This window comes from Silanimonas sp., assembly GCF_044377035.1.
Classification (GTDB): domain Bacteria; phylum Pseudomonadota; class Gammaproteobacteria; order Xanthomonadales; family Xanthomonadaceae; genus Silanimonas.
In genome coordinates, this window is sequence record NZ_JBILJW010000018.1 from 36482 (window position 1) to 60877 (window position 24396).

28 protein-coding genes are annotated in these 24396 nt (G+C 70.9%); 13 read left to right on the forward strand and 15 right to left on the reverse strand.

The window, feature by feature from the left end; genetic code table 11:
- Positions 1 to 46 precede the first annotated feature (46 nt).
- Both ACIQ6S_RS10830 and ACIQ6S_RS10835 read left to right on the forward strand, forming a co-directional pair.
- Positions 47 to 322: a hypothetical protein gene (locus ACIQ6S_RS10830; protein WP_397608376.1), complete on the forward strand. Its 276-nt coding sequence runs from the start codon at positions 47 to 49 to the stop codon at positions 320 to 322.
- A gap of 18 nt (positions 323 to 340) precedes the next feature.
- Complete coding sequence (locus ACIQ6S_RS10835; RefSeq protein WP_397608377.1) at positions 341 to 1159, forward strand: zinc-dependent peptidase; 819 nt, start codon at positions 341 to 343, stop codon at positions 1157 to 1159.
- A gap of 13 nt (positions 1160 to 1172) precedes the next feature.
- On the opposite strand, the gene ACIQ6S_RS10840 is transcribed toward ACIQ6S_RS10835, so the two are convergent.
- The 9 genes from ACIQ6S_RS10840 to ACIQ6S_RS10880 form a co-directional block, all read right to left on the reverse strand.
- On the reverse strand, positions 1173 to 2564 hold the full coding sequence (locus tag ACIQ6S_RS10840) for an ATP-binding protein (RefSeq protein WP_397608378.1): 1392 nt from the start codon (positions 2562 to 2564) through the stop codon (positions 1173 to 1175).
- 6 nt (positions 2565 to 2570) lie between these two features.
- Positions 2571 to 3251: a response regulator transcription factor gene (locus ACIQ6S_RS10845; protein ID WP_297865358.1), complete on the reverse strand. Its 681-nt coding sequence runs from the start codon at positions 3249 to 3251 to the stop codon at positions 2571 to 2573.
- 38 nt (positions 3252 to 3289) lie between these two features.
- Positions 3290 to 3811, reverse strand: coding sequence for a PepSY domain-containing protein (locus ACIQ6S_RS10850; protein WP_397608379.1), 522 nt, complete (start codon positions 3809 to 3811; stop codon positions 3290 to 3292).
- Between the two features lie 106 nt (positions 3812 to 3917).
- The gene (locus tag ACIQ6S_RS10855; protein ID WP_397608380.1) at positions 3918 to 4829 is read right to left on the reverse strand and encodes an arginine deiminase-related protein; all 912 of its coding nucleotides are present in this window, start codon (positions 4827 to 4829) and stop codon (positions 3918 to 3920) included.
- Positions 4826 to 5827, reverse strand: coding sequence for a tRNA dihydrouridine(20/20a) synthase DusA (gene dusA, locus ACIQ6S_RS10860; RefSeq protein ID WP_397608381.1), 1002 nt, complete (start codon positions 5825 to 5827; stop codon positions 4826 to 4828). The genes ACIQ6S_RS10855 and dusA overlap by 4 nt, the downstream gene beginning before the upstream one ends.
- 19 nt (positions 5828 to 5846) lie before the next feature.
- Entirely contained in the window at positions 5847 to 6644 is a 798-nt protein-coding gene (locus ACIQ6S_RS10865) for an ABC transporter substrate-binding protein (protein ID WP_397608382.1), read from the reverse strand.
- 13 nt (positions 6645 to 6657) lie between these two features.
- Entirely contained in the window at positions 6658 to 8142 is a 1485-nt protein-coding gene (locus tag ACIQ6S_RS10870) for an MFS transporter (protein ID WP_397608383.1), read from the reverse strand.
- Between the two features lie 84 nt (positions 8143 to 8226).
- Positions 8227 to 8619 (reverse strand): GFA family protein, encoded by a 393-nt coding sequence (locus tag ACIQ6S_RS10875; RefSeq protein ID WP_397608384.1) that lies wholly within the window; start codon positions 8617 to 8619, stop codon positions 8227 to 8229.
- Positions 8616 to 9083, reverse strand: a complete 468-nt coding sequence (locus ACIQ6S_RS10880) for a copper resistance protein NlpE N-terminal domain-containing protein (protein ID WP_397608385.1) — start codon at positions 9081 to 9083, stop codon at positions 8616 to 8618. Before ACIQ6S_RS10880 ends, ACIQ6S_RS10875 begins: the two co-directional genes overlap by 4 nt.
- Before the next feature lie 73 nt (positions 9084 to 9156).
- Here ACIQ6S_RS10880 and ACIQ6S_RS10885 point away from each other — a divergent pair, with 73 nt between their 5' ends.
- On the forward strand, positions 9157 to 9822 hold the full coding sequence (locus ACIQ6S_RS10885; protein ID WP_397608386.1) for an energy transducer TonB: 666 nt from the start codon (positions 9157 to 9159) through the stop codon (positions 9820 to 9822).
- Here the strand turns inward: ACIQ6S_RS10885 and ACIQ6S_RS10890 are convergent.
- Positions 9809 to 10615, reverse strand: a complete 807-nt coding sequence (locus ACIQ6S_RS10890) for a DUF3313 family protein (RefSeq protein WP_397608387.1) — start codon at positions 10613 to 10615, stop codon at positions 9809 to 9811. The genes ACIQ6S_RS10885 and ACIQ6S_RS10890 overlap by 14 nt on opposite strands.
- Before the next feature lie 214 nt (positions 10616 to 10829).
- On the opposite strand from ACIQ6S_RS10890, the gene lexA reads away from it, so the two are divergent.
- Positions 10830 to 11489 carry a transcriptional repressor LexA gene (gene lexA, locus ACIQ6S_RS10895; protein WP_397608388.1) on the forward strand — a complete coding sequence of 220 codons (660 nt, stop codon included), beginning with the start codon at positions 10830 to 10832 and terminating at the stop codon, positions 11487 to 11489.
- A gap of 71 nt (positions 11490 to 11560) precedes the next feature.
- Positions 11561 to 11770: a hypothetical protein gene (locus ACIQ6S_RS10900; protein ID WP_397608389.1), complete on the forward strand. Its 210-nt coding sequence runs from the start codon at positions 11561 to 11563 to the stop codon at positions 11768 to 11770.
- 66 nt (positions 11771 to 11836) lie between these two features.
- Here the strand turns inward: ACIQ6S_RS10900 and ACIQ6S_RS10905 are convergent, their stop codons facing one another.
- Positions 11837 to 12667 carry a kinase gene (locus tag ACIQ6S_RS10905; RefSeq protein ID WP_397608390.1) on the reverse strand — a complete coding sequence of 277 codons (831 nt, stop codon included), beginning with the start codon at positions 12665 to 12667 and terminating at the stop codon, positions 11837 to 11839.
- An 83-nt stretch (positions 12668 to 12750) separates the two neighbouring features.
- Between ACIQ6S_RS10905 and pdxH the strand changes: the two genes are divergently transcribed.
- Positions 12751 to 13347 carry a pyridoxamine 5'-phosphate oxidase gene (gene pdxH / locus ACIQ6S_RS10910; protein WP_397608391.1) on the forward strand — a complete coding sequence of 199 codons (597 nt, stop codon included), beginning with the start codon at positions 12751 to 12753 and terminating at the stop codon, positions 13345 to 13347.
- Between the two features lie 10 nt (positions 13348 to 13357).
- Positions 13358 to 14269 (forward strand): neutral zinc metallopeptidase, encoded by a 912-nt coding sequence (locus ACIQ6S_RS10915; RefSeq protein WP_397608392.1) that lies wholly within the window; start codon positions 13358 to 13360, stop codon positions 14267 to 14269.
- 3 nt (positions 14270 to 14272) lie between these two features.
- On the opposite strand, the gene ACIQ6S_RS10920 is transcribed toward ACIQ6S_RS10915, so the two are convergent.
- The gene (locus tag ACIQ6S_RS10920; RefSeq protein ID WP_397608393.1) at positions 14273 to 16048 is read right to left on the reverse strand and encodes an acyl-CoA dehydrogenase; all 1776 of its coding nucleotides are present in this window, start codon (positions 16046 to 16048) and stop codon (positions 14273 to 14275) included.
- 80 nt (positions 16049 to 16128) lie between these two features.
- Complete coding sequence (locus ACIQ6S_RS10925) at positions 16129 to 16944, reverse strand: NAD-dependent epimerase/dehydratase family protein (protein WP_397608394.1); 816 nt, start codon at positions 16942 to 16944, stop codon at positions 16129 to 16131.
- A gap of 55 nt (positions 16945 to 16999) precedes the next feature.
- Between ACIQ6S_RS10925 and ACIQ6S_RS10930 the strand changes: the two genes are divergently transcribed.
- From ACIQ6S_RS10930 to ACIQ6S_RS10955, 6 genes are all read left to right on the forward strand, one after another.
- Entirely contained in the window at positions 17000 to 17539 is a 540-nt protein-coding gene (locus ACIQ6S_RS10930; protein WP_397608395.1) for a shikimate kinase, read from the forward strand.
- Positions 17539 to 18612, forward strand: a complete 1074-nt coding sequence (gene aroB, locus ACIQ6S_RS10935) for a 3-dehydroquinate synthase (RefSeq protein WP_397608396.1) — start codon at positions 17539 to 17541, stop codon at positions 18610 to 18612. The genes ACIQ6S_RS10930 and aroB overlap by 1 nt, the downstream gene beginning before the upstream one ends.
- Before the next feature lie 32 nt (positions 18613 to 18644).
- Entirely contained in the window at positions 18645 to 19175 is a 531-nt protein-coding gene (locus ACIQ6S_RS10940; protein ID WP_397608397.1) for a DUF2059 domain-containing protein, read from the forward strand.
- 52 nt (positions 19176 to 19227) lie between these two features.
- Positions 19228 to 20565 (forward strand): FAD-binding oxidoreductase, encoded by a 1338-nt coding sequence (locus ACIQ6S_RS10945; RefSeq protein WP_397608398.1) that lies wholly within the window; start codon positions 19228 to 19230, stop codon positions 20563 to 20565.
- A 456-nt stretch (positions 20566 to 21021) separates the two neighbouring features.
- Complete coding sequence (locus ACIQ6S_RS10950; RefSeq protein WP_397608399.1) at positions 21022 to 21510, forward strand: NUDIX hydrolase; 489 nt, start codon at positions 21022 to 21024, stop codon at positions 21508 to 21510.
- Between the two features lie 66 nt (positions 21511 to 21576).
- Complete coding sequence (locus ACIQ6S_RS10955) at positions 21577 to 22395, forward strand: hypothetical protein (protein ID WP_397574015.1); 819 nt, start codon at positions 21577 to 21579, stop codon at positions 22393 to 22395.
- A gap of 34 nt (positions 22396 to 22429) precedes the next feature.
- Here ACIQ6S_RS10955 and ACIQ6S_RS10960 read toward each other — a convergent pair whose 3' ends face one another.
- Positions 22430 to 23686 carry a sialidase family protein gene (locus tag ACIQ6S_RS10960; RefSeq protein WP_397608400.1) on the reverse strand — a complete coding sequence of 419 codons (1257 nt, stop codon included), beginning with the start codon at positions 23684 to 23686 and terminating at the stop codon, positions 22430 to 22432.
- Positions 23683 to 24393 carry an HAD family hydrolase gene (locus ACIQ6S_RS10965; protein WP_397608401.1) on the reverse strand — a complete coding sequence of 237 codons (711 nt, stop codon included), beginning with the start codon at positions 24391 to 24393 and terminating at the stop codon, positions 23683 to 23685. Before ACIQ6S_RS10965 ends, ACIQ6S_RS10960 begins: the two co-directional genes overlap by 4 nt.
- Positions 24394 to 24396 lie beyond the last annotated feature (3 nt).

Here is a 24396-nt window from a genome sequence, read left to right on the forward strand (position 1 = left end):
CCCGGTGCCGCATCTCTCTCCGGGCCTGCCCCCTACGGAAACCGCCATGATCCGCGCTGCCCTCCTGTCGCTCGCCCTGCTCGCCCTGCCGATGGCCGGCGTCGCCGCCGAAGCGGTGGCGGAAGCGCCCGCCGCCGAAGCAGCGAGCGCCTGCGACGCCAAGCCGGCCACCGCGCCGGCCGCCGAAGCCGCGGCACCGACCGACGCCCCGGCCCGGCATGCCGAGGCCGCGCCGGCCCGTCCGGCCAGCGCGCGCAGCCCGGGCAGCGTGCGTACCGCCACGCCGCGCTGGAACCGCCTGCTGCCGGGCATGTTCCGCTGACCCACGCCGCGCACCGGCATGCCCTGGGCCTGGTGGCGACGCTGGCGCAAGCCACCCCCTGAGATCGACGACGCGCACTGGGCCGCCCTGCTGGCCCGTGCCCCCTTGGTTCGAGGCCTCGACCCGCTCCGCAAGGACCGCCTGCGTGGGCTGACCGCCCGTTTCCTCGACCGTAAGGCGATCTCCCCGGCCCACGGTCTGAGGCTCGACGACGGCGACCGGCTGGCCTTGGCCGCACACGCCTGTCTGCCCCTGCTGGGCATCGGCGAGACCGGCCTTCGCGGCTGGTCGGAAGTGATCGTCCACCCCGGGGCCTTCCGGGTGGAGCATGGACGGCATGGTGCACCGCACGAGATGGACGAACTCGAAGTCGTCGAAGGCGGCTTCGATGACCGGGAAGGCGAAAGCTGGCAGTACGGGCCCATGGTGCTGAGCTGGGCCGACCTCGCCGCCGAGATCGCCGAGCCCGAGGCCGGTTACCAGTTGGTGGTGCACGAAATGGCGCACAAGCTCGACGCACTGGATGGCGTCATGGATGGCACGCCGCCGCTGCCGCGCGATTGGCAGCGCGAATGGGCGCGCGATTTCGGCGCTGCCTTCGAGGCCCTGAACGCCGAGCTCGATGCCCTCCACGAGGCGGGCGACGACGAGGCCGAACCGGCCATCGATCCCTACGCCGCGGAAGCCCCCGAAGAGTTCTTCGCCGTCTGCAGCGAATACCACTTCACCGACCCGGAGCGCTTGCGCGCGGCCTTCCCGGCGGTGGCGGCGCACCTCGAGCGGTTCTATGGGCCCGCGCCCGCGCTGTGCCGCGACGACGATCCGACGCCGGCCTGAGCCGGACCACACCTCACCCCTGCGGCGGGAACCTCGCCACGAAGCGCGCGCCACCCAGCTCGGTCGAGCGCTCCACCGCCAGCACGCCCTGGTAGGCGGCGACGATGTCCTGGACGATCGACAGGCCGATGCCGTGGCCCTGCACGCGTTCGTCGCCGCGCACACCACGCTGCAAAACGCGGTCGATCTGGTCCTCGGCGATGCCGGGGCCGTCGTCCTCCACTGCGAATTCCACGCCGGCGCGCTTGCCCGGCAAAGCCGGCAGCGTCGTCACCTGCAGCGCCACCCGGCGCTTCGCCCACTTGAAGGCGTTCTCCAGCAGGTTGCCGAGCAGTTCCTGCAGGTCGCCGAGCTCCCCGTGGAAACGCGCCGCCGCGTCGATGTCGAACTCGGCCAGCACGCCCTTCGTCGCATAGATCTTCTCGAGGCCGAGCACGATCTCCTCGGCGGTCCCCTCGATCTTCAGCGGCGCGGCATACAGCACGTGGCCCGAACGCGCGGCCCGGGAAAGCTGGTAACCGACGATGTCGTTCATGCGCTGCACCTGCGTGCGCACGTCCTCGCGCAGCTCGTCACCGGTGGCGCCCGCCTCGAGGCGGCTCTGCAGCACCGCGAGCGGTGTCTTCAGCGAATGTGCGAGGTCGCCGAGCGTGCGTCGCACCTGCTCGAGGTTGCGACGCTCGGAGTCGATCAACGCATTGATGCTCTCCGTCAGCGGCTGGAGCTCGCGCGGGTGCTCGTCGACAAGCCGGGCGACGCTGCCCTGCTGCACGTCGGCCAGCGCCCGCTCGACGCCGGCGACGGGCCGAAGGCTCCAGCGCAGTGCCAGCGCCTGCACCAGCGCGAGCACGATGGCGGCCGCGCCCAGCCAAGCCCACAGCGTGCGGCGGAAGACCCCGACCTGCCCGGCGACGTAGCCGGCATCCTCGTAAAGCGCGAGCGTGAGCTCGAGGTCGCCGCGGCCGGTTTCCCAGATGGTGGTGAGCGAGTAGCGGTAGACCGCGAGCGCATTGCCACTGGAGTCGGTGGCCTCGAGAGGCCCATCGAAACGCCCGGCGCCGGGGGTGCCGGTTTCCGGCGGCGGCAGGATGCGCCCCAGCGCGGAAGCCGATTCCCAACGCAGGCCCTCGCCGACGACGCCGGCGTACAAGCCGCTGCCCGGCCGGTCGAAACGCGGGTCCGGCGGCACCTGCGGCATGACGATGGCGCCGGAGCGCAGCACCTCGGCGCCGTTGAGATAGGCCTTGGCGAAGTTCTCCAGCCGCTCGCGCTGGCTGTTCAGCGCCGCCTCGGTGAAAGCGCGGTCGAGCGCGTAACCCGTCAAGCCGAGGAAGGACACCAGCGCGAGGCCGGCGGCCAGCAACTGGCGCGCCTGCAGCGAGAGGCGGCGGCGCACCACGCCCAAGCGTGCTTACTCGTTGCGCGGGATCGCGAAGCGGTAACCGCGGCCGCGCACGGTCTCGATCGGCTTCAGCTCGCCGTCCGGATCGAGCTTCTTGCGCAGGCGGCCGATGAACACTTCGAGCACGTTCGAGTCGCGGTCGAAATCCTGCTGGTAGATGTGCTCGGTGAGGTCGGCCTTCGAGACCAGCTCGCCCGCATGCAGCATCAGGTACTCCAGCACCTTGTACTCGTAGCTCGTCAGGTCGACCGAACTGCCGCCGACGGTGACCGTCTGCGCCGAGAGGTCGAGCTTGACCGGGCCGCACTCGAGCGAGGGTTTGCTCCAGCCGGCGGCGCGGCGCAGCAGGGCGTTGATGCGCGCCAGCAGCTCTTCCACGTGGAAGGGCTTGACGAGGTAGTCGTCGGCACCGGACTTCAAGCCTTCCACCTTGTCCTGCCACGAGGAGCGGGCGGTCAGGATCAGGATCGGGAACTTCTTGCCCTCGGCGCGCAGCGCGCGGACGAGGTCCATGCCCGACATCTTCGGCAGGCCGAGGTCGATGATCGCCATGTCGAACGGCACTTCGCGGCCGTTGTAGAGGCCCTCTTCGCCGTCGCCGGCGGCGTCCACGGCGAAGCCTTCGCGCTTCAGTCGGGCCGCGAGGGTTTCACGCAGCGGGGCTTCGTCTTCGACCAGCAGGATGCGCATGGACTCTCCTTGGGCAAGCCGGCGCTCAGGGCCGGTGATCAGTCACGGTCGCCGCGTTCGACGGGCGGCAGGGTTTCGGGCACGTCGAGGTCGGCCGGCGGCGGCGCCTCGAAGCGTTCAAAGCGTTCCTCGCGGCGATCGCGGAAACGGTCTTCGCGCGGCAGGGCAGCGCGATCCGCGTCGATGGCCGGGCTTCCAGAGCCGAGGTCCGGTTCGGCGAAGGGATCCCGCAGGGCATCGGCCCGCGCCTCGCGCCAGGCCTCGCGGCGGCGCTCGTGCGGGTCGTCGCGCATGATCCGCACGCGGCCGTCGGGCGTCAGCACCTTGAGACGGTAGACCTCGCGGCCGTCGCGCTGCATGGACTCGGCGCGCAGCACCTCGCCACCGGTCTGGCGCTCCGCGCGGAGCACCGATTCCGGCAACTCCGACCGACGCATCTCGTCTGGCGGCGGCGACGGGGGATCGAAGGCCGGCGGCGGCGGCGCGTCCTGCTGCGCATACGCCGATCCGGCCGCGAGGGCCAGGACGACGACGAGCGACAGTGGGCGGCGAAGGATCATGGGCGGAGGATAGCGGGGCAGGCGCGGCAGGGGCCAGCGATGCGGCGAAGTCTGGTTGCGGGGGGGTGAATTGCCTCTTAACCCCGGATTGCCGCGCAACGGCGGTTCAGAAGATCTCGCCGATGCAGCAGCGCAGCGAACCACCGGCTTTCTCGATTTCCGGCAGGGGCACGGCATGCAGGGTGAAGCCGGCGCGAGCAAAGGCGGCGCGCTCGGCGGCCGACAGCGCGTCCACGGCCCGGGCGCTGAGGAAGGCGGCATCGCCCGAGACGGCGATGCCGTTGCCGGCGTAGGCCTGCCGCGCGCGCTCGTCGAGCGCCAGCGCATGCGGCGCATGGAATTCGAGGATGGCGCGCGCCACGGCCGGGTCGGCGAAGCCGTCCGGGCAGGCCACGGCGAGGCGCCCGGCATAGATCTGCAGCAGGACGTTCGTGTGGTACTCCCCCGGCGCGAGATCGAAGATCAGGGTGGCGTCGAGGCCGAAGGCGGCGTGCATGGCGGCGGCGCCGGTCTCGTCACAGCGCTCGGAGAGTCCGCAGTAGCCGATGTTGCGGGCGCGGTCGATCACCAGCGAACCGGTGAGTTCCGCGATGCCCGGCTGGCGCGAGAGGTCGATCTCGCGCCGGCCCAGGGCTTCGGTGAAGAAGCCGCGGATGTCGGCGCGCGTGGCTTCGCGCTGGCGGACGGCGTGCTTCATGTGGCCGATCACGAGGCGGCCGGGCGCGGTGGCGAAGACGTTGTTCGGGAATACGGCATCCGGCGTGGCGGCATCGCCCGGGAAGGTGATGACCGGCACGTGGGCCGACAGCGCCTTGGCCAGCGCGCGGTGCTCGGCCAGGGCAGCCGCGGCGTCGATGCGGTCGGCCATGGCCATGTAGCTGTTGTCCTGCGCCGACTCGGCGGCCAGCGACATGCCCTCCGGCGCGACGAGGAAGACCGCCTTCGGCGTGGCCCGCGCCGGATTCGGGGCGGCGTGCGCGGCGAAGGCGAAGAAACGCGCGGGGTCGCGGGTGATCATGCGGCGGCCTCGTGGCTGCGGGTGACGGCGAGCGCGCGTTCGAGCAGATCGAGACCCGCGCCGGCCTTGGGCGCACCTTCGCTCAGCACCTGCCGGAAGGCGCGGCCGCCGGGCTGCGCGTGGAACAGGCCGAGGATGTGGCGCGTGAGGTGTTTCAACGCAACGCCGCGGGTGAGCTTCAACTCGACGTAGGGGAACCAGGCGCGCAGCAGGGCTTCGCGGCTTCGCGGCGCCTCGCCTTCGAGCGCGACGGCGTACTCATGCAGGCGGTAGGGCTCGTGGTACGCGGCGCGGCCGATCATCACCCCGTCCACGTGGGCCAACTGCGCCTGTACGTCATCGAGCTCACGCAGGCCGCCGTTGATGCTGACGATCAGCTCCGGCCGCTCGCGCTTCAGGCGATGCACCCAGTCGTAGCGCAGCGGCGGGATCTCGCGGTTCTCCTTCGGCGAGAGGCCCTGCAGCCAGGCCTTGCGGGCATGGACGATGAAGCGCCGGCAGCCGTTGGCGGCCACCGCGTCGATGAAGGACAGGAAGACGTCGTAGTCCTCCACCTCGTCGACGCCGAGCCGGCATTTCACCGTGACCGGCACCCGCACCGCGCCTTGCATGGCCGCAATGCACTCGGCGACCAGCGGCGGCTCCTTCATCAGGCAGGCGCCGAAGCGGCCGGCCTGCACGCGGTCCGAGGGGCATCCCACGTTGAGGTTGATCTCGTCGTAGCCCCAGTCGGCGCCGATGCGGCTGGCCTCGGCCAGCGCCGCCGGGTCGCTGCCGCCCAGCTGCAGCGCGACGGGGTGCTCGCTGGCATCGAAGCCGAGCAGGCGCGCCCGGTCACCGTGGATCACCGCCTGCGCGTGGACCATCTCGGTGTAGAGCAGCACGCCCGGCGACAGCACGCGATGGAAGCTGCGGCAGTGGGTGTCGGTCCAATCCATCATCGGCGCGACCGAGAGGCGCGAGCCGGTGACGGGCGGATGGGTATCGGAAGACGTCATGCGCGAAGTCTGGGGCGGATCAGCCCCGCGCCGCCACCCAGCGGGTGATGTGCGCGTGCATTTCCGCCAGCCCATCCGTCAACGCCGCCGGCCCGGGCTGCAGGATCACCGGCGACTTGATCTCGAACAGCCGGCCGTCGCGCACGGCCGAGACGCCCGCCCAACCCGGGCGCGCAGCGACGGTGCCGGGCTGGAACTTCTTGCCACACCACGAGCCGAACACGACCTGCGGGTCGCGCCGGAGGATCTCGCTGTCGTTCGCAAGGATCCGCTGCTTGGCGAGCGATTCGGTCGCAATCTCCGGGAAGATGTCGTCGCCGCCGGCGATCCGCACCAGCTCCGCCACCCACTGGATGCCGCTGATGCGCGGCTCGTCCCATTCTTCGAAGTACACGCGCGGCCGCACCGGGAAGGCCGCGGCCTTCGCGGCCACCGCCTCGACACCGCGCTCCAGCGCGTCGGCGTAGGCCTCGGCCTTGGCCGCCGCCCCGACCATCGCGCCGAGGCGGCGCACGTAATCGAGGATGCCGGCCACCGAACGGTGGTTGCTGATCCACACCTCGACGCCGCGGCGCACGAGCTCGGCGGCGATGTCGGCCTGGATGTCGGAGAAGCCGATGGCGAGATCGGGCTTCAGCGCGAGGATCTGGTCGACCTTCGCGCTGGTGAACGCACTGACCTTCGGCTTTTCCTTGCGGGCCCGCGGCGGGCGCACGGTGAAGCCGCTGATGCCGACGATCCGCGAGTCCTCACCGAGGGCGTAGAGCACCTCGGTCGGTTCCTCGACCAAGCAGACGATGCGGCGGGGGCCTCGCACGAAGGTGAGCGCCTCAGTGCCCGCCGGAGGACGGCATCACGGACGTGCTCGCGCCAGCCGGCGCACCGGCCAACGGCACGCGCTTCACCGCCATCCAGGCAATTGCCGACAGGGCGGCGGTGGCCGCGCCGACCAGGAACACGCTGCCCTTGTCCGGCAGGTGCTCGATCAGCATGCCGACGCCGAGGCTGACGGCCAGCTGCGGCAGCACCACGCTGAGGTTGAACACGCCCATGTACAGGCCGATGCGGGCCGGGGCCACGCACTGCGAGAAGATCGCGAACGGCAGGCTGACGATGGCGCCCCAACCGAGGCCCATCACCGCCATGCCCACGTAGACGGCCGTGGCGCTGTGCCCCGCGAAGTAGACGAAGGCGAAACCCAGCGCCATCAAGGCAAGGCTGGCGGCGTGCACGTGCACCTCGCCGAAACGCCGCGCGAGCGGGTTCAGCAGCAGGGCGGGCACCAGCGCACCCACGGCGTTGAGCACGAGGAAGGCCGTCGACATCAGGCGGCCCGTGCCGTCATCGTCGAGCCCGGGGAAGCGCTGCTGCACGAAGGCGATCATGTAAACGAACATCGTCTGCACGCCGATCCACGACAGCGCATGCGCGGCCAGCACCTTGCGGAAGGCCGGCAGGTCCTCGCGCGCCGTGTTCGGTGCGGGCTGCGGCTCCATCAGGGCATGCACGAGGAAACCGACAGCCAGCGCGGCGAATCCCACTTCGATCCACATCGAGTGGCTGGCATTGCCGGTGAGCTTCAGGCCCATGGCCACCACCGCGTAGATCGCGAAGGGCCACAGCGGGCGCATCAGCAGCAACACGGTGCCAAGACCGAGCTTCGGCGCTCGGGCGTCCGCGGCTTCCGCCTCGGCGCCGGCCAGCGCGCGCGGCTCGGCAATCAGCATCGGCGGCACCAGCGAGAACAGCAGGACCAGCAAGGTGCCGAAGTAGATGAGGGCGACGTTGCCGAAGATCGCGCCGACGGCGTAGGCCAGCACGCCGAAGGTGCCGGAGACCGTCTGCATCCAGGTGTAGGCCGCGGTGCGCTGCGGGCCTTCGGGGGTGACGTCGGCGATCAGCGAGCGGGTCGGGTTGAAGCTGACGTTGATCGAGAGGTCGAGCGCCAGCGCGACGGCGATGGCCACGCCGAGGATCGCGTCGAGGCCGAGCACTTCGTCGATCAGGCCGATGGAGGGCAAGGCCATCAGCGACAGCGCGGTGAGCAGGCCGCCCACGAGGATGAAGGGCCGGCGCCGGCCGCCCCAGAACCACACCTTGTCGCTGACGATGCCGATCAGCACTTGGCCGAGGATGCCGGCCAGCGGACCGGCGGCCCAGACGATGCCGATCTCGTGGATGTCGAGGTCGTACTTGGTGCGAAGCAGCCAGCTCAGCGCGGAAATCTGCACGGCGAGCGCGAAGCCCATCGCCGTCGACGGCAGGCCGAGCAGCACGAGGAACGGCAGCGAGAGCCGTTGTTGCATCTGCAGCATTGGAGCGATCCCTCCCGAGGCGTCGGCGGAGCCTACCGGTCGGGGGGCCGCGGCGACAGGGGTTGCCGCGCCCCGCGCCTCGCCTCAGCGCGAGAGGTGGGCCAACGCATCGGCGTTGGCTTCCCAGTTGCGGCCGTCGAAGGGCTCCACGGTGATCGATGCGATCGTGCCCTCGTCGAGGCAGCGCACGTTGACGTCGATGCCGTCGGGATTGCTGCGCGGCACGTAGAAGCTCTTGATGCCGCACACACCGCAGAAGCGATGGCGCGCCACGCCGCTGTTCCAGAGGTAGTCGACCAGCCGATCCTCACCCGAGAGCAGGCGGAAGCGCGCTGCCGGGACGATCAGGTGCAGGAAACCGGCCTTGCTGCAGATCGAGCAGTTGCAGTCCTGCACGACCAGGTCGGCCGGCGCCTCCACCTCGAAGCGCACGGCACCACAGTGGCAGCCGCCATGGTGGGAAAGGAGCGCCGTCATGACCGCTGCAGCCGGGCATCCTCGGAGTCGAGGGCACGGCCCTCGGCATCCACCGCCTGCAGCGAACCGTCGGCGTGGCGGAACCAGCGCTGGCCGGATTCGAGCAGCACGAGGCAGCTGCCGGCGACCTCGCCGACGCCGCAGTCCTCCTCGCGCCACTCGCCCGCGATCTCGAAACCCACTGCATCGACGGCACCGAGGTAGGTTTCGACAAGACGGTAACGACCCGCGGCACCGGACTCGCGCTGCAGTTCGAGCACGACATCGATGCCCTCGCAGTCGGCGCAGGGCAGCACGCCAGCCCATGCTCCTTCGAAATACTCCGGCAGGGCCGCGAGCCCCCCTTCGGCGGGCGCATCGGCCGGGGCATCGGACGACTCGCCACCGCGCGTGCAGCCGGCCAGCGCCGTGGCGAGTGCGACGGTGATCAGGAACGGCGCGAGGCGGCGAAAGGAAACGACCATGCCTTGATGGTAGCCCCCAACCCCGTCGCGCGGCGTCATGCGTTGGAAGCGTGGCCCCACCCAGGAGCCCGCCATGCGAACCGCACCATCCGTCCCGACCTCCGCCCTGCCCACTGGCTTCAGCCTGCCGCGCAGCGCCGCCATCGCCGCCGCCGTGACGCTGCACCTGAGCCTCGCCGCGATGCTGGCCATGCCCATCGCCGCGCCCGACGTCGAAATGCCCGAGCCGACCGTCGTGCGGGCGGATTTCCTGCCGCCACCGCCCCCGCCGCCCATCGCCCCGCCACCGCCGAGGCTCGTGGTTCGCAGCATCACGCCGCCCCGGTCCGTGCCGCTGCCGACACCTGTGGTTCCCGTGCCGGTGCCGGAGGCCGTGATCGCGCCCACCACCGACATGCCTTCGCTGCTGGACACGGTTGCGCCAGACACGAGCGGCGAGACGACCGGCATCGACAGCGGGCCCGCGGAGGAAAGCCTGCAGCTGCGCTCAGGCACGCCGCCGCGCTACCCGCCGTCGGCACTGTCGCGGCGCCTCGAGGGCGAAGTCGAACTGCTGATCCTGGTCGGCATCGACGGCCGCCCGGAAACGGTGACGATCACGCGGAGCAGCGGGCATGGGATGCTGGACCGCGCCGCCCGCGAGCACGTGCTGCGTCGCTGGGTGTTCGAACCCTCGCTGCGGAACGGCATCGCCGTGCCGGCCTACGCCCGCGTGCCGGTGCGATTCACCCTGCCTTGAGTGGATCGGCGCCCTGTTCCGGGGCGCCGGCGTCGATCGACTCGGGCGACAACGGCAGCAGGATCGACACGCCGCGCCCGGCCACGCTGGCCCGGCCAAACCGGGCCCAGCAGCGTGCTTCACCGGCCTCGCGTTCGCTGACCTCGAGCAGCACGCGCGTGTCTCCCTGCGCGCCCGACGGGTCGTTCAAGGCCTTGGCGAGGTCGTCGGCGAAATCACCGGCGAGTTGGTAGGCGTCGCCGACGCGCGACACCTTGGCGTCCTCGGTGATGGCGCCAGCGCCTTCAGCCCATCGCAGCACCGCGACATCCGCGAGACCGGCACGCACGGCGCCATCGGCGGCGAAGCCCCCCAACCCGGCGGGCAGGCGGAACGGGCCGGGCACGAACACGCCGAGCAATGCGGAAGCCCCCGCCGCGCCAGACGAGGTGGGGGCGATGGCCGTCACGACGATCTCGATGTCGAGGTCCGGCGACTCGGGATCGATGCGATAGCGCCGCGCCAGCTGCACGCAGGTATCGCGCGCCGCGCGATTGGCCACCAGCGCGGCCTGCTCGGGCGTGATGCCCTCGCCCACCGCGCCGTCGGCGATGCGCACACGCGGCAGCCCGACGCTGCTGGCGGCGAGCACGGCCTCGGGATCGACGAAGCGCTCGGTCTTCGCGTAGGCCTCGTCCTTCGTCACCGCCATCGGCTGCTCTGTGCGGATGCCCGTGCCGACCGGCTTCGGCGCGGAAGCGCAGGCCGCGAGCAGCAACGTGGCGAGCAGCGGGAAAATCGTGCGAAACGGCATCAGATGGAACCCACAGGAGCAAGGCCAAAGAGTGACGGCCGCGCGATGCAGGGCACGTGCGGATCGCGTGCCCGCGTCGTGAACGGGCGGCTGTCGCAGTCCGTGAGAACGGGCCATGCGGGAATGCCTCCCGGCCGGTACCGCGCCGCCCGCCGATACCGGCCTTCACATCGCGCCTCTTGCATTCCGACAAAGAACCACACAAATTTGTGGCATGACGCTCACCGACCGCCAGCAGGCCATCCTCGACTTCCTCCGCGAGCACATCGCGGCGGAAGGCCGCCCCCCGACGCTCGCCGAGATCGCCCAGGCCTTCGGCTTCCGCCAGGCCCGTAGCGCGCAGGACCACCTGCAGGCGCTGGCGGCCAAGGGCGTGATCGAGCTGGTGCCCGGCGCACGCGGCATCCGCCTGCTCGACGAGGACGGCGAGCCGCTCGCCGCTTCGGTGGGCCCGGCGGGCTTCGGCGGCGGAACCGCAGCGAATGCACCGCAGCTGCTCACCCTGCCCTTGCTCGGTCGCGTCGCCGCCGGCCGGCCGATCGACCCGCAGGCCGATTACGAAGGCCAGATGCTGCTCGACCGCGCGCTGTTCTTCCCGCAGCCCGACTACCTGCTGCGGGTGAAGGGCGACTCGATGGTCGATGACGGCATCTTCGATGGCGACTTGATCGCCGTGCGCCGCACGCCGGACGCCGACAACAACCAGATCGTCGTCGCGCGCATCGACGGCGAGGTCACGGTGAAGCGCCTCAAGCGCGGCAAGGGCCGCGTGCTGCTGATGCCTCGCAACCCGAACTACGCCCCGATCGAAGTCCCCGAACAGGCCGATTTCGCCATCGAGGGCCTGTACTGCGGCCTCGTGCGCCGCGGCTGAATCGTACCGCCCCGCTCCCGCTTCGTTGTTCTTCCATCCGCTACCGCGCTGCACGCCACCGGAGTACCCCCATGCACCTCGTCCGCACGCCAGACCTCGCCACCCTGCTGTTCGCGCTTTCGCTCTGCGCGGTTTTCGGCGGCCTGTTCGCCTGGGTGCTCAGCGTGCCCTTCTGGCTCGGCTTCGCGATGGTGGGTGCGGGGCTATTCGCGCTCGGCCTGCAGCGGCACGAGCCGCGGCCGGGGTCGCGTCGCCGCTGGCAGGCCCACGCACCGCACTGAACCTTGGAACGTCTTGGCCCGCAGCGGCCCCCATGCGGCCTCGTCCCCGCATGGGGGCCCTGCGGATCAGGATTCCGCGCCGGGCACCCTTTCAATCACGTGCCGCCGGGCATCCACACGCACCGTCCAGTCGGCGATGCGGGGCAAGGTCGCCAAGGCTTGGCGTGACACGCGCTCGAAGAACAGTACGAAGCGCTCGATCTCGGCCTGCGTCATCGTGCGTCGGCCCGGGTTCGCCGCAGCCAGCGTGACTTCCTGTTGCCAACGCCACTCCGGCACCTGTTCGAAACCCGGCCCCTGCAGGAACAGCAGCGCGCCCAGCTCCGCCCAAAGCGGCGCGTAGTCGGCGAGAGCCGCATTGCACCAACGGCGCCACGTGCCACCCGCGTCTTCGTCGCGCTCCAGCGCATTGATCGGCGCAGCCAGATCGGCTTCGGCCTGCGGCGGCACTTTGTGGAACCAGCCCTCGAAGAGCACGAGGTCCGGCACGCCGTCGATGCGCGCCCAATCGGATTCGGGCAAGCGCCGGTCGCTGATCTTGTCGAAGGCCGGCAGCCGCGCGCGGCCCGCGCGCAGCGCGTCGACGGTGGCGCGCCCGAGAGCGAGGTCGTGCGAACCCGGCGCGCCGCGCGTGGCCAGCAGCGGATGCACCTCGCGTCCGAGCCGCTGGCGTTCCGGCTGGTCCAGGTAGAGGTCGTCGATCGAGAGCACCACGGGGCGCAGGCCGCGGGCTTCGGCCAAGGCCGCCACCTGCGCCGACAGCGTCGATTTCCCCGTGCCCTGCAGGCCGGTGATGCCGAACACGCGGCAGGGGCCCGGCAAGGCCAGCGCGCGCTCGAGGACCGTCGCCACGAAGGCGTCGGGGTAGCCGGTTCCGACGGGTTTCAGCACGGCCATGCAGGGGATTGAGCGAGGTCATGCGCGCATCGCGCGGGGCCGGCGAGAATAGCGCGGCCCACCATCGTCCCCGAGGAAACGCCGTGACCGACCCCCTGCTCGCCGAAGCCATCGACACCTTCAAGGCGCTGCTGGCCGAAGCCGGCGCGGCCGGCGACCCCGACCCCACCGCGATGACGCTGGCCACTGCCGATACGAAGGGTCGTCCTTCCGCGCGCACGGTGCTGCTGAAGCATGTCGACGAACAGGGCTTCGTCTTCTACACCAACTTCGATTCGCGCAAGGGCCGCCAGCTCGCGGCGAACCCGCAGGCCGCCCTGCTGTTCCTGTGGAAGACGCTGCGCGAGCAGGTGCAGGCCAAGATCGAAGGCACGGTCGAGCCGGTCACGGCCGCCGAAGCCGACGCCTACTTCGCCAGCCGCCCGCGCGAGAGCCAGATCGGCGCCTGGGCCTCACTGCAGTCGCAGACGCTGGATTCGCGCGAGACCTTCGAAGCGCGCATCGCCGAATTCACCGCGAAGTTCGACGGCGGCCCGGTGCCGCGCCCGCCGCACTGGTCGGGCTTCCGCGTGGTGCCGGAGATGATCGAGCTCTGGTACGGCGCGAAGTACCGACTGCATGAGCGCCAGCGCTATGCTCGCGTGGACGGCCGCTGGACCAAGCGGATGCTCTACCCCTGAGGAGCCCCCCATGAAGTGGCAGCGCGCGCGGCAGAGCCAGAACGTCGAGGATCGCCGCGGCAGCGGCTGGCGCGGCGGTGGCCGACTTCCCGTGCGTGGCGGCGGCCTCGGCATCGGCGGCCTCATCGCGGTCGTGCTGATTGGCTGGATGCTGGGCATCAGCCCGATAGAAATGCTCGGGCTCCTCAACCAGCAGCAAGGCGACTTGCCTGCGCAATCCGCGCCGGAACGCCCATCGGACCCCGACGCGGCGAACGGCCCCGCGACCCTTCCGGAGGACCCGCAGCGCGCCTTCGTCGCCAGCATTCTCGGCGACACCGAAGACGTGTGGGGCGCGGTGTTCCAGCAGAACGGCCAGTCCTATCCCGCGCCAAGGCTCGTGCTCTTCAGCGGCGCGGTGCAAAGCGCCTGCGGGCAGGCGACGTCGGCGGTCGGGCCGTTCTACTGCCCGGGCGACCGGCAGGTGTACATCGACCTGGATTTCTTCAAGGAGATGCAGGCCCGGCTCGGCGGCGGCGGGGATTTCGCCGAGGCCTACGTGATCGCGCACGAGGTCGGCCACCACATCCAGACGATCACCGGCGTGTCGGCACGGGTGAACGCCGCGCGGCGCCGCGGCGAGAACGTCGAGGGCGATGGCGGCCTGCTGGTGCGGCAGGAACTGCAGGCCGACTGCTACGCCGGCGTCTGGGCACACCACGCGCAGGCGCGGCACCAGTGGCTGGAGCCGGGCGACATCGAAGAGGCACTCAACACCGCCACCGCCATCGGCGACGATGCATTGCAGCGGCAGGCGCGCGGCGTCGTGGTGCCGGACAGCTTCTCGCACGGCACCAGCGAACAGCGCGTGCGCTGGTTCACCCGTGGCTTCGAGGGCGGCCAGCCGAACGACTGCGACACCTTCGGGGCGACGGCGCTGTAGTCCTCAGAGCACCGCCGGATCGAGATCTCGGCACAGCGGATCGACGCTGGCGAAACGTGCCAGCACCGCGTCCTTGGTCGGCAGTTCCCAATCGATGAAGTAGCGCGCCGCGGCGACCTTGCCTTCGAGCATCGCGCGACGCACGTCGCCGTTCGCCAGCGCGCGCTTCGCAGCCAAGGCCTGGTCGAGCCACAGCCAAGCCACCACCGCGTGGCCCATCGCGTCGAGCAGCAGGTAGGCGTTCGCGAGCGCGAGTTCGAGGTCGGTCGCGGCGACCTTGCCGGCCTTCAACACCGCCGGCCCGAGCGCGTTCCAGCGTGCCGCCAGTGTGTCGGCCAAGGGCGCGAGCGAGGCGTCGTCGCGCGCGGCGGCGAGCGTCGCCTCCACGCGCTTCGACAGCAGGCCGAAGGCCTTGCCACCATCACCCAACAGCTTGCGGCCGAGAAGGTCCATCGCCTGAATGCCGTTGGTGCCTTCGTGGATGGCGTTGATGCGGTTCTCGCGCCACAGGCGCTCGACCGGGAAGTCGCGGGTGTAGCCGGCGCCACCGTGCACCTGGATGGCCAGCGAGTTCGCCTCCTGTCCGTAGTCCGAGGGCCAGGCCTTGACGATCGGGGTGAGCAGATCGACCAGCGCCTGCGCTTCCGCATCGCTGCCGTGCTTAGCCTCGTCGACGAGGCGCCCGGCGTACAGGCACAGTGCGAGGCCGCCCTCCGCGAAGCTCTTGGCCTTCAGCAGCATGCGGCGCACGTCGGCGTGCTCGATGATCGGCACCATTGGCGTGGTGGCGTCGCGCTCGCCGGGCTTGCGGCCCTGCCGGCGCTCCTTCGCGTAGGTGAGTGCCGCGCGGTAGCCGCCGTAGCCGGTCATGGCCGCGCCGATGCCTACGCCAATCCGCGCCTCGTTCATCATCACGAACATGCCGCGCAGGCCGTCGTGCGGGGAACCGACGAGTTCGCCGATGGCGGGTTCCTCCTCGCCGAAGCCGAGCAGGCAGTTCACCTGCCCGTGCGTGCCGAGCTTGTGGTTCAGGCCGATGAGGCGCACGCCGTTGCGCGCGCCGGCCTTGCCCTCGGCATCGACGTGACGGCGCGGAACGATGAACAGCGAGATGCCCTTGGTGCCCGCCGGGCCGCCCGGGATCTTGGCCAGCACGAGATGGACGATGTTCTCGGCGATCTCGTGGTCGCCGCTGCTGATCCACATCTTGTTGCCGCGGATGGCGTAGCGGCCGTCGGGCAGCGGTTCGGCGACGCAGCGCAGATCAGCCAGCGAGGAACCGGCCTGCGGCTCGGAGAGGCACATCGTGCCGAACCAGCGGCCCTCGTTCATGGCCGGCAGGAAGCGGCGCTTCTGGTCCTCGCTGCCCACTTCACGGATCAGGTTGGCCGCGGCCTGGGTCAGGAAGGCGTAGCCATTGGTCGCGACGTTGGCGCAACTGAAGAGCCCACCCAGCGCGGCGACGAAAGTGTAGGGCAGGCCGAGGCCGCCCTCCTCCGCTGGCGCCTCCATGCCGAAGAAGCCCGCTTCGCGATAGGCCGCGAGCGCTTCGGCGATGGCGGTCATCAGTTCGACCTTGCCGTCAACGAGCTTCGGCGGATTCTGGTCGGACGCGGCGGCGTGCGGCAGGAAATGCGATGCGGCGAGATCCAGCGCGGCATCGAGCATGGCGACGCCGGTCTCGCGGTCGACATGGGCGAACGCCGGCATCGCGGCCAAGGTGTCGGCCTTCAGCCAGTCGTAGAGCCAGAAGTGCAGATCGTCGCGGGGTGGGAGCATGGGGAAGTTCCGGTAAAGGCGGGCCAGGGGCACCGCGGAGTCTGGGGAGCGCGGCGCGAAGGCATCGCGAGCATCGCCGATCAGGCGGGGGGCGTGGCGTAGCCCTCGCGCCACGTGGGGTAGCGAGGCTGCCAGCCGCTGCCGCGCAGCCGCGCGTTCGACACCCGCTTGCCGGTCGTGGGTCCGTCAGCAGCACCCAGCGCCGGCAGGCCGAGGCGCGCGCGCAGGCCATCGACCACCTCGTGCTCGAGCGCCGGGGCGTCGTCGTTACCGCAGTAAACACGGGCGATGCGCGGCGGTTGAAGCAGATGCAGCAGCGCGCCGGCGACGTCCTCGACATGGATGCGGTTGGTCCAGCGCGGCTCGCCGGGTTCGTCCCGGCGAGCGCGGTTCCACATCCGCTCGCGGCCCGGGCCATAGATGCCCGAGGCGCGGAAGGCCGCGGCGTCTGGATGGGCATCGAGTTCACGCTCGGCCTCGATCAACACGCGGCCGTTGAAGGCGGTGGCGTCGGCGGGCGTGCCCTCGTCGACCACGCCGCCGGCATCCTCGGCGTAGACGGCCGTGCTGCTCACGAACAGCACGCGAGCGATCTCGCCGCGATCCAGCAGGCGCCGCAGGCCGTCGCGATACAGCGTGCGATAGGCAGCCTCGGTGCGCTCGTCGGGCGCGGCGCAGAACACCAAGGCGTCCAGCCGCTTGGGGATCGCCGCGAAGCCCTCGCCGCTGCGCAGGTCGGCGCGCAGGGCGCGGATGCCGGGCCCCATCGATACATCCCGGCGGCGCAGCGCGAGCGCGTCGAACCCATTCGCGGCCGCCAGGGCGGCAAGACGCGAGCCGGTGTCGCCCGCACCGGCGATCAGCAGGCTGCGGCGGGTGTCATGCAGGGCAGGCATGCGGATGTGATCGCTCGGCGATGAATTGGCGGGAGGCCGATGCTACCGTTCGCGAATGAATCCCGCGGTGAACCTCGTGCTCGTCGGCCCCATGGGCGCCGGCAAGACCTCCATCGGCAAGCGCCTCGCCGAGCGCTTCGGCTTGGCCTTCGTCGACCTCGACCACGCCATCGAGGCGGCCACCGGCGTGCGCGTGGCCGATATCTTCGAACGCGAAGGCGAGGCGGGCTTCCGCGAGCGCGAGGCGCGTCAGCTGGCGATCGAACTCGATGGCGAGGACAAGCTGGTCGCCACCGGCGGCGGCGCCGTGCTGCGCGAGGAGAGCCGGCGCCTGATGCGCGAACGCGGCTACGTGCTGCACCTCGCGGTGTCGGTCGAGGAGCAGCTCAAGCGCCTCGCCAACGACCGCGTTCGCCCACTGCTGCAACGGCCCGACCGCGAAGACGTGCTTCGCACGATGGCCGCCACGCGCGCGCCGCTTTACGACGAAGTGGCCGACTTGCGCTTCGACTCCAGCGGACTGACGCCCTCGCAGGCCTGCGAAAAGCTGGTGCCTCAATTGCGAGACCGTTGGCTGCGGGCGAGGGCCGCGTGATGCGCACGGTCGATGTCGAACTCGGCGCACGCCGCTACCCGATCCACATTGGCCCCGGGCTGCTCGACGACGCACCGCGCCTCGCAGCACTCGTCCCGGGCCGTCATGTACTCATCGTCAGCGATGCGAACGTCGCGCCGCATTACTTGGCGCAGGTCGAGGCTGCCTTCGCCGGAAAGCGCGTCGCCAGCCACGTGCTACCGCCGGGCGAACAGGAGAAAACGCTGGCGCGCTTCGGCGAACTGATGTCGGCGCTGGCCGCCCTCGGGGCCAGCCGCGACGCGACCCTCATCGCCCTCGGCGGCGGCGTCATCGGCGACATGACCGGTTTCGCCGCGGCCTGCTGGATGCGTGGCGTGCGCTTCGTCCAACTGCCGACCACCCTGCTCGCGATGGTCGATTCCTCGGTAGGCGGCAAGACCGCCGTCGACCTGCCCGAGGGCAAGAACCTCGTCGGCGCCTTCCACCAGCCTTCGGCGGTGATCGCCGACACCGCTACGTTGGCGACGCTGCCGGATCGCGAGCTGCGCGCGGGCCTCGCCGAAGTGATCAAGTACGGCGCGCTCGGCGATGCCGCGTTCTTCGACTGGGTGCAGGCGAACGCGCAAGCCCTGCTGGATCGCGACGCCGATGCGCTGGCCCACGCCATCGCCACCAGCTGCGCGCACAAGGCCGGCATCGTCGCCCGCGATGAGACCGAAACCGGCGAACGCATGCTGCTGAACCTCGGCCACACCTTCGGCCACGCCATCGAGGCCGAGCAGGGTTTCGGCGGCCTCGTGCACGGGGAAGCGGTGGCCGTCGGCATGGTGCTGGCGGCGCGACTGAGCGCTGAACTTGGTCTCGCTCCCGCACAGGACACGGAGCGACTGGTCGCCGCCCTCGACGCGCTCGGCCTGCCCACGGCCGTGCCGGAAGGCCTCGATCCCGATGCGCTGCTCGCGCGGATGCGGCTCGACAAGAAGAACCTAAGCGGCACGCTGCGATTGATCCTCTGGCGCGGCGTCGGCCAAGCCTTCGTCGCCACTGGCATCGACGAGGCCGCGGTGCGGAGCATGCTGGCCACGGGCTAGACTTCAGGCTCCCCCAACAGGAGCTCCAAGGCATGACGTCCTTCCGCCGCACCGCCCTCGCCCTCGCGCTGGCCACCCTCCCCGCCCTCGGTTTCGCCACCACGGCCACCGAAACGCCCGTCGCCGCGCCAGCGACCGAGGCGCCCGCCATCGACCCCGCCAAGCAGGCGCTCGTCGCCGAACTGATGCGTACCACCGGCGCCATCGAGATCGGCAATCAGATCGCCGGCCAGATGGCGCAGAGCTTCAGGCAGCAAGTGCCGGCGGAGATGCACCCGATCATCGACGAGATCTTCGGCAGCCTCGACATGCGCGACATGGAAGGCGAGATCGCGGCGCTCTACGCCCGCACCTTCACCGAACAGGAGCTCAAGGACATGCTCGCGTTCTACGAGACGCCCTCGGGCCGCAGCATGCTGGCCAAGACACCGGCGCTGATGCAGGAGTCGGTGGCGATCGGCCAGGCATGGGGCGCCCGCAAGGCCGAGGCCGTGATCGCGCGGATCCAGGCGGAGCAGAAGGCGAAGCGCGAAGCCGGCGAAGCCGCCGACGCCAAGGGCTGAGTTCCAAAGCGGCGGCCCGCCCGAACGGCGCGCCGCCGCCTACACTGCGGGCATGGACTGGCTCGACGCCCTGCCCGACACCCGCGTGCTGCGCGACCCCGCGCAGACCGCCGGCTACCGCCACGACGAATCCCACGTGCGCGGGCCCGAGCCACTCGCCGTGGTGAAGCCACGCTGCCGCGAAGCGCTGCGCGAACTGGTGCGGCGCGCCAGCGATGAAGGCTTCACCCTGGTGCCGCGCGGCGCCGGCAGCGGCAAGGCCGGCGGCTGCGTGCCCGATGCCCGCAGCGTCGTCGTCGATCTCTCCGATTGGCCGGGCGGCATCACCGTGAACACCGCGAACCTCACGCTGTCGGCGCCCGCCAGCGCCGGGCTGGCGGCGGTGAAGGAACACGCCGACGCCCGCGGGCTGTGGTATCCGCCGGACCCGAATTCCTGGCCGCTGTGCAGCTTCGGCGGCTCGCTCGCGACGAATGCCGGCGGCCCGAACGCCTGCAAGTACGGCATGACCCGGCGCTGGGTGCTGAGCGTCGAGGCGCTGATGGCCGACGGCGAGGTGCATCGCTTCGGCATCGATTCCGTGAAGCAGAACGTCGGCCCGAACCTCGCGCAGCTGATGGTCGGCAGCGAAGGCGTGTTCGGGATGATCCTCGGGGCCACCGTCGCGCTGGTCCCCCGGCCCCGCGAGCACCTCACCCTGCTGCTGCCGCTGCCGGACATGGCCTTGCTGCCCGCGCTTCCGGCGCAGCTGTTCGCGGGCGGCTTCCTGCCGTCGGCGCTCGAGTTCTGGGACTCGGCGGTCCTCGCCGATCTACGCCAGCACGGCACCGACGACGCTCGCCGCCTGCCCGGCGAGGCGCTCGTGCTGCTGGAGTTCGACGACCCCGGCTGCTCGCACACGGGCTTCCTCGAACCGCTGCTCGACGCGCTCGGCCCGTTGGCGGCCGACGCGCAAGTGGCCACGACCGGCGCGCAGCGCGAGGCGCTGTGGGCGGTGCGGCGGATGACCAGCGTGCACCTGAAGCAGCGCTTCCCGCGCAAGGTGAGCGAGGACGTCGTCGTTCCCCGCGACCGACTGCCCGAGTTCTTCGCGCGGCTCGCGGCACTGGACGCGAAGACCGTGAGCTACGGCCACCTCGGCGACGGCAACCTGCACGTGAACCTCCTGCAGGCCGGCGAACTGGACGGCGCGGCTCTCGACGCGGCACTCGACCCGCTGTTCGCGCTGTGCATCGAACTCGGCGGCACGCTGTCCGGCGAGCACGGCATCGGCCTCGCGAAGCGCGAGGCCTTCCTCAAGCACGCCGATCCGTTCGCCATCGCGGCCCTGCGCGGCATCAAGCAGGCGCTCGATCCGAAAGGCGTGTTCAACGCGGGGAAAGTCTTCTGAGGCATTCGGACGCGCAAGCGTCCATCACCCGGCCCGCAACGAGGCTGGCCCGCCCCGTCACTGTCCGAGCAAGCTTTCCGGCGGTCGATCCGAAGGGGACATCCATGTCCCTCGGATCGATCGCTCATCCTAAGCGCCCCCTTCGGGGCTTTCGCCTCGACGGCGCGCTGGGGCTCCTTATTCGCCTCGCTGCGGGCCGAGTGCTGGCGCTGCGCGTTCGTCGCACGCCGAAGCCATGCTGCGACGGTGCGCCTCGCTGAACCGCCGCTCTCCGCTCGAAAGCGAGGCGAAGGACGTGGAGCGCCGCGTCCGCGGGCCGGCGGGCCAGCGACAAGCGAGCCAAGGATGGCGAGCACGCGGCTCGGGGCAGGACAGTCCCGAGTCCGCGAAGAGCGGCCTGCCGAACCCGCGTGGCAGGCGCGACAACGCGATAATGCGCCGACCACGGAGAACCCCATGCCCTACACCCCCATCACCGGCACCCTCGGCTACGTGCTCTCGCCGGACGGCAGGCAGGTGCTGATGGTCCACCGCAACGCGCGGCCCGGCGACGAGCATCTCGGCAAGTACAACGGTCTCGGCGGCAAGCTCGAAGCCGACGAGGACGTGGCCGCCGGCATGGCGCGCGAGATCCACGAGGAAGCCGGCCTCACCGTCACCGCGATGGAACTGCGCGGAACCATCAGCTGGCCGGGCTTCGGCAAGAACGGCGAGGACTGGCTCGGCTTCGTCTTCCTGATCACCGCCTTCGAGGGCGAGGCACCGACGCGCAATGTCGAGGGCGACCTCGAATGGGTGCCGCTCGATCGCCTGATGGACCTGCCGATGTGGGAAGGCGACCGCCACTTCCTGCCGCTGGTGTTCGACGGCGACCGCCGGCCCTTCCACGGCGTGATGCCCTATCGCGACGGCCGCATGGTGCGCTGGGCCTACTCGAGGTTCTGAAGCGGCGCTTGCCGACCGCCGCGCGACGCCCTAGCGTGGCGCGGAACCCTTCGTGGACAAACGCCCATGGCGTGGTTGATCGACCTCTTGCTCGCGCTGCTGTGGATCGGCGGCAGCATCGGCCTCGTGCTCGTCGTGCATGCGGCCGGTCGGCGCTGGATCGCACCTCCCCCAACCCTCGAAGGCGCGCCGCCCGCCGCCGACGGCCATGACCATCCGCCCGCCGTGCGCGATGCCGCGCAGGTGATCGGGCTGCGCACCGCGGCGTTGTTCGGCGTGATCCTCGCGATGGTGTATGCGCAGGAACTGGGCCAGTACCAGCAGGTGCGCGAGGGCCTCTCCAGCGAGGCCGTGGCCATCGCCGACGTCTTCCACGACGCCGGGCGCTACGGCGGGGACCTCGCCGAGCCGGTGCAGTCCGCCATGCGCGACTACGTGCGCTTCGTCGTCGACCGCGAGTGGCGGCTGCTTGGCACGGAAAGGCGCCTCTCCCGCCGCGCCTGGGAAGCGCGCGAACGGGCCTATGCGGCAGTACTCGACGCCCTGCCCGCGACGCCGCGCGAAGTGGCGCTGCGCGAGCGGATGCTGGCCCGCCTCGGCGTGATCGCGGAACACCGCCACCTGCGCGAGGAATGGGCCGCGCAGGGCTTCAGCATGGTGTTCTGGTTGCCCGCGCTGGCCGGGCTGGTGCTCGTGACCCTGCCGCTCTGCGTGTTCCCGCCCACGCGGCCCACCCGCCTGCTGCTGGCGAGCCTCGGGGCCTACGCGGGCCTCGTGCTCTTTTTCGTGCAGGCCTTCGCCAGTCCCTTCGCCTATCCGCTGCACGACCCGCCGGGCGCCTTCGAGCGCCTGCTGGAAAACGACTTCGACGCCCGCGCGCCCTGAGGCGCGCTACCGCAGCGGCCGCTGAGCGCGACGCCTAGTCCTGCGCCCGAAGCCACGCCGCGCGGACCCGCGGGCCCTGCGCGGTGGGCTCGGTCCACGCCACCATCGCGACGTCGCCGCCGGTGGCCGCGAGGCGCGGATGCCCGAGCTGGCGGCCCGGTGGCAATGCCACCACGTCGCGGCGCGCGATCACGCGGCCGCTGGCATCGAGTTCGGCCACGCGGAGCACCGCACCACGCCCGTCACTGCCGACCCAGCTGGCGAGGAAGCCGCCGTCGCGCCACGGCGCCACATCGACGCGCCCCAGCACCGACTCGCCGGCCTCGAGCACCACGGGTGCGGCGAACGCCGCGCCTGCGCGCGGACTGATCGCCAGTTTCACCTCGAGCGGGCCCGTCGCCATCGTCGGCCACAGCACCGCGAGCGCGTCGCGGTTCACCGCCGCGGCCGGGCCGTTCACCGGGCAGCCCGGCATGCGCCAGGCGTCGTCATGCACGGTGGTCGGGGCCGACCACTGGCCGTCGCGGGAACGCCGCAGCATGGCGATGTCGCGGATGCCTTCGGCGTGGTCGCGGTACACCGCGATGGCCTCGCCGCCGCGACGCACGAGATCGGTCTGGCAGCAGGAGCAGGTGTCGGCATCGAGCTTCGCGCCCTCGCGCGCCACGCCATCGCGCCCAACCACCGCGCTGCGCAGCGTCATCGGGCCCTCTTCGTGGCCGTGGTGGTCTGCGCCGTGTCCGCTCGCATGGCTTCCATGGCTGCCGTGCACGGTGTCCTGGCGGCCATCGAGCCACACCATCAGCACGCGGTCGCCACCATCGGGCAACAACGAGACGAAGCCGTGCTGCACGGGCTGGCCGTCGTCGTTGACCTTCACCGGCGGCTGCCACGTGGCGCCGCCGTCGAGACTGCGCTGCAGGTGGATGTCGTAGGCGTAGGTCGAACCCGCCGACTTCCGCAGGGTGAAGCTCACCCAATCGCCGTTGTCGAGGACGGCGAGCGAGGGGAAATCGGCCCAGTTCACGAACCAGTCGTCGCCGCGGGCGACGGTGGCCTGTGCGGTCGGCTCGGCGGCGCGCGGCGCATCGAAGCGCGCGACGTGCAGCTCGGCCTCGGCACCTTGCTTCTGCTGCCATGTCAGCGCGAAGCTGCCTTCGCGCGTCGACGTGAGGCTCGGCTGCGCGCTGTTCGGCCCCGGCGTCCACGCCAGCGGCTCGACCTGCACGGCCAGCGCCGGCAGCGCGAAGACGGCGAGCGCGAGGCCCAGTGCGAGCCCGCGCCGGTTCATGCGTCCCAACCGGCCAGCACGGCGGGTACCGCGCCGGCATTCGGTACGCTGGCGAAGCGCGGATGCGCCGGGTCGATCTCGGCGCGATCCAGCGCCCAGACCAGCGGATACGGCACGTGGATGCCCCAGCCGCCCAGCGCCAGCACCGGCGCGATATCGGATTTCTGCGAGTTGCCGACCATCGCGAACTCCGCAGGCGACACGTCGAACTCCTTGAACAGCCGCGCGTAGCTCTTTTCGTCCTTCTCGCTGACGATCTCGATGCGCTGGAACAGGTCGGCGAGGCCCGACGCAGCGACCTTCCGCTCCTGATGGAAGAGGTCACCCTTGGTGATCAGCACCACGCGATGCGTGGCCGCCACGGCCTCGACGGCGGCGCGCACGCCGGGCAGCAGCTCGACGGGATGCTGCAGGATCGATTTGCCGAGGCCCACGATGCGGTGCAGGTCGGCGGCGCTGATGCGCTCGCCGCTCAGGGCAATGGCGGTCTCGATCATCGAGAGCGTCATGCCCTTGGCGCCGTAACCGAACAGCTTGATGTTCTCGCGCTCGGTGGCGAGCAGGCGCTCATGCACGCCGGCGTCGGCGAGGTCGACGTAGCCACCGACGATGCGCTCGAACTCCGCGTGCGCCTCGTGGAAATAGGTTTCGCTGTGCCAGAGGGTGTCGTCGGCATCGAAACCGACCAGGGTGATGCTCCGAGCCACGGC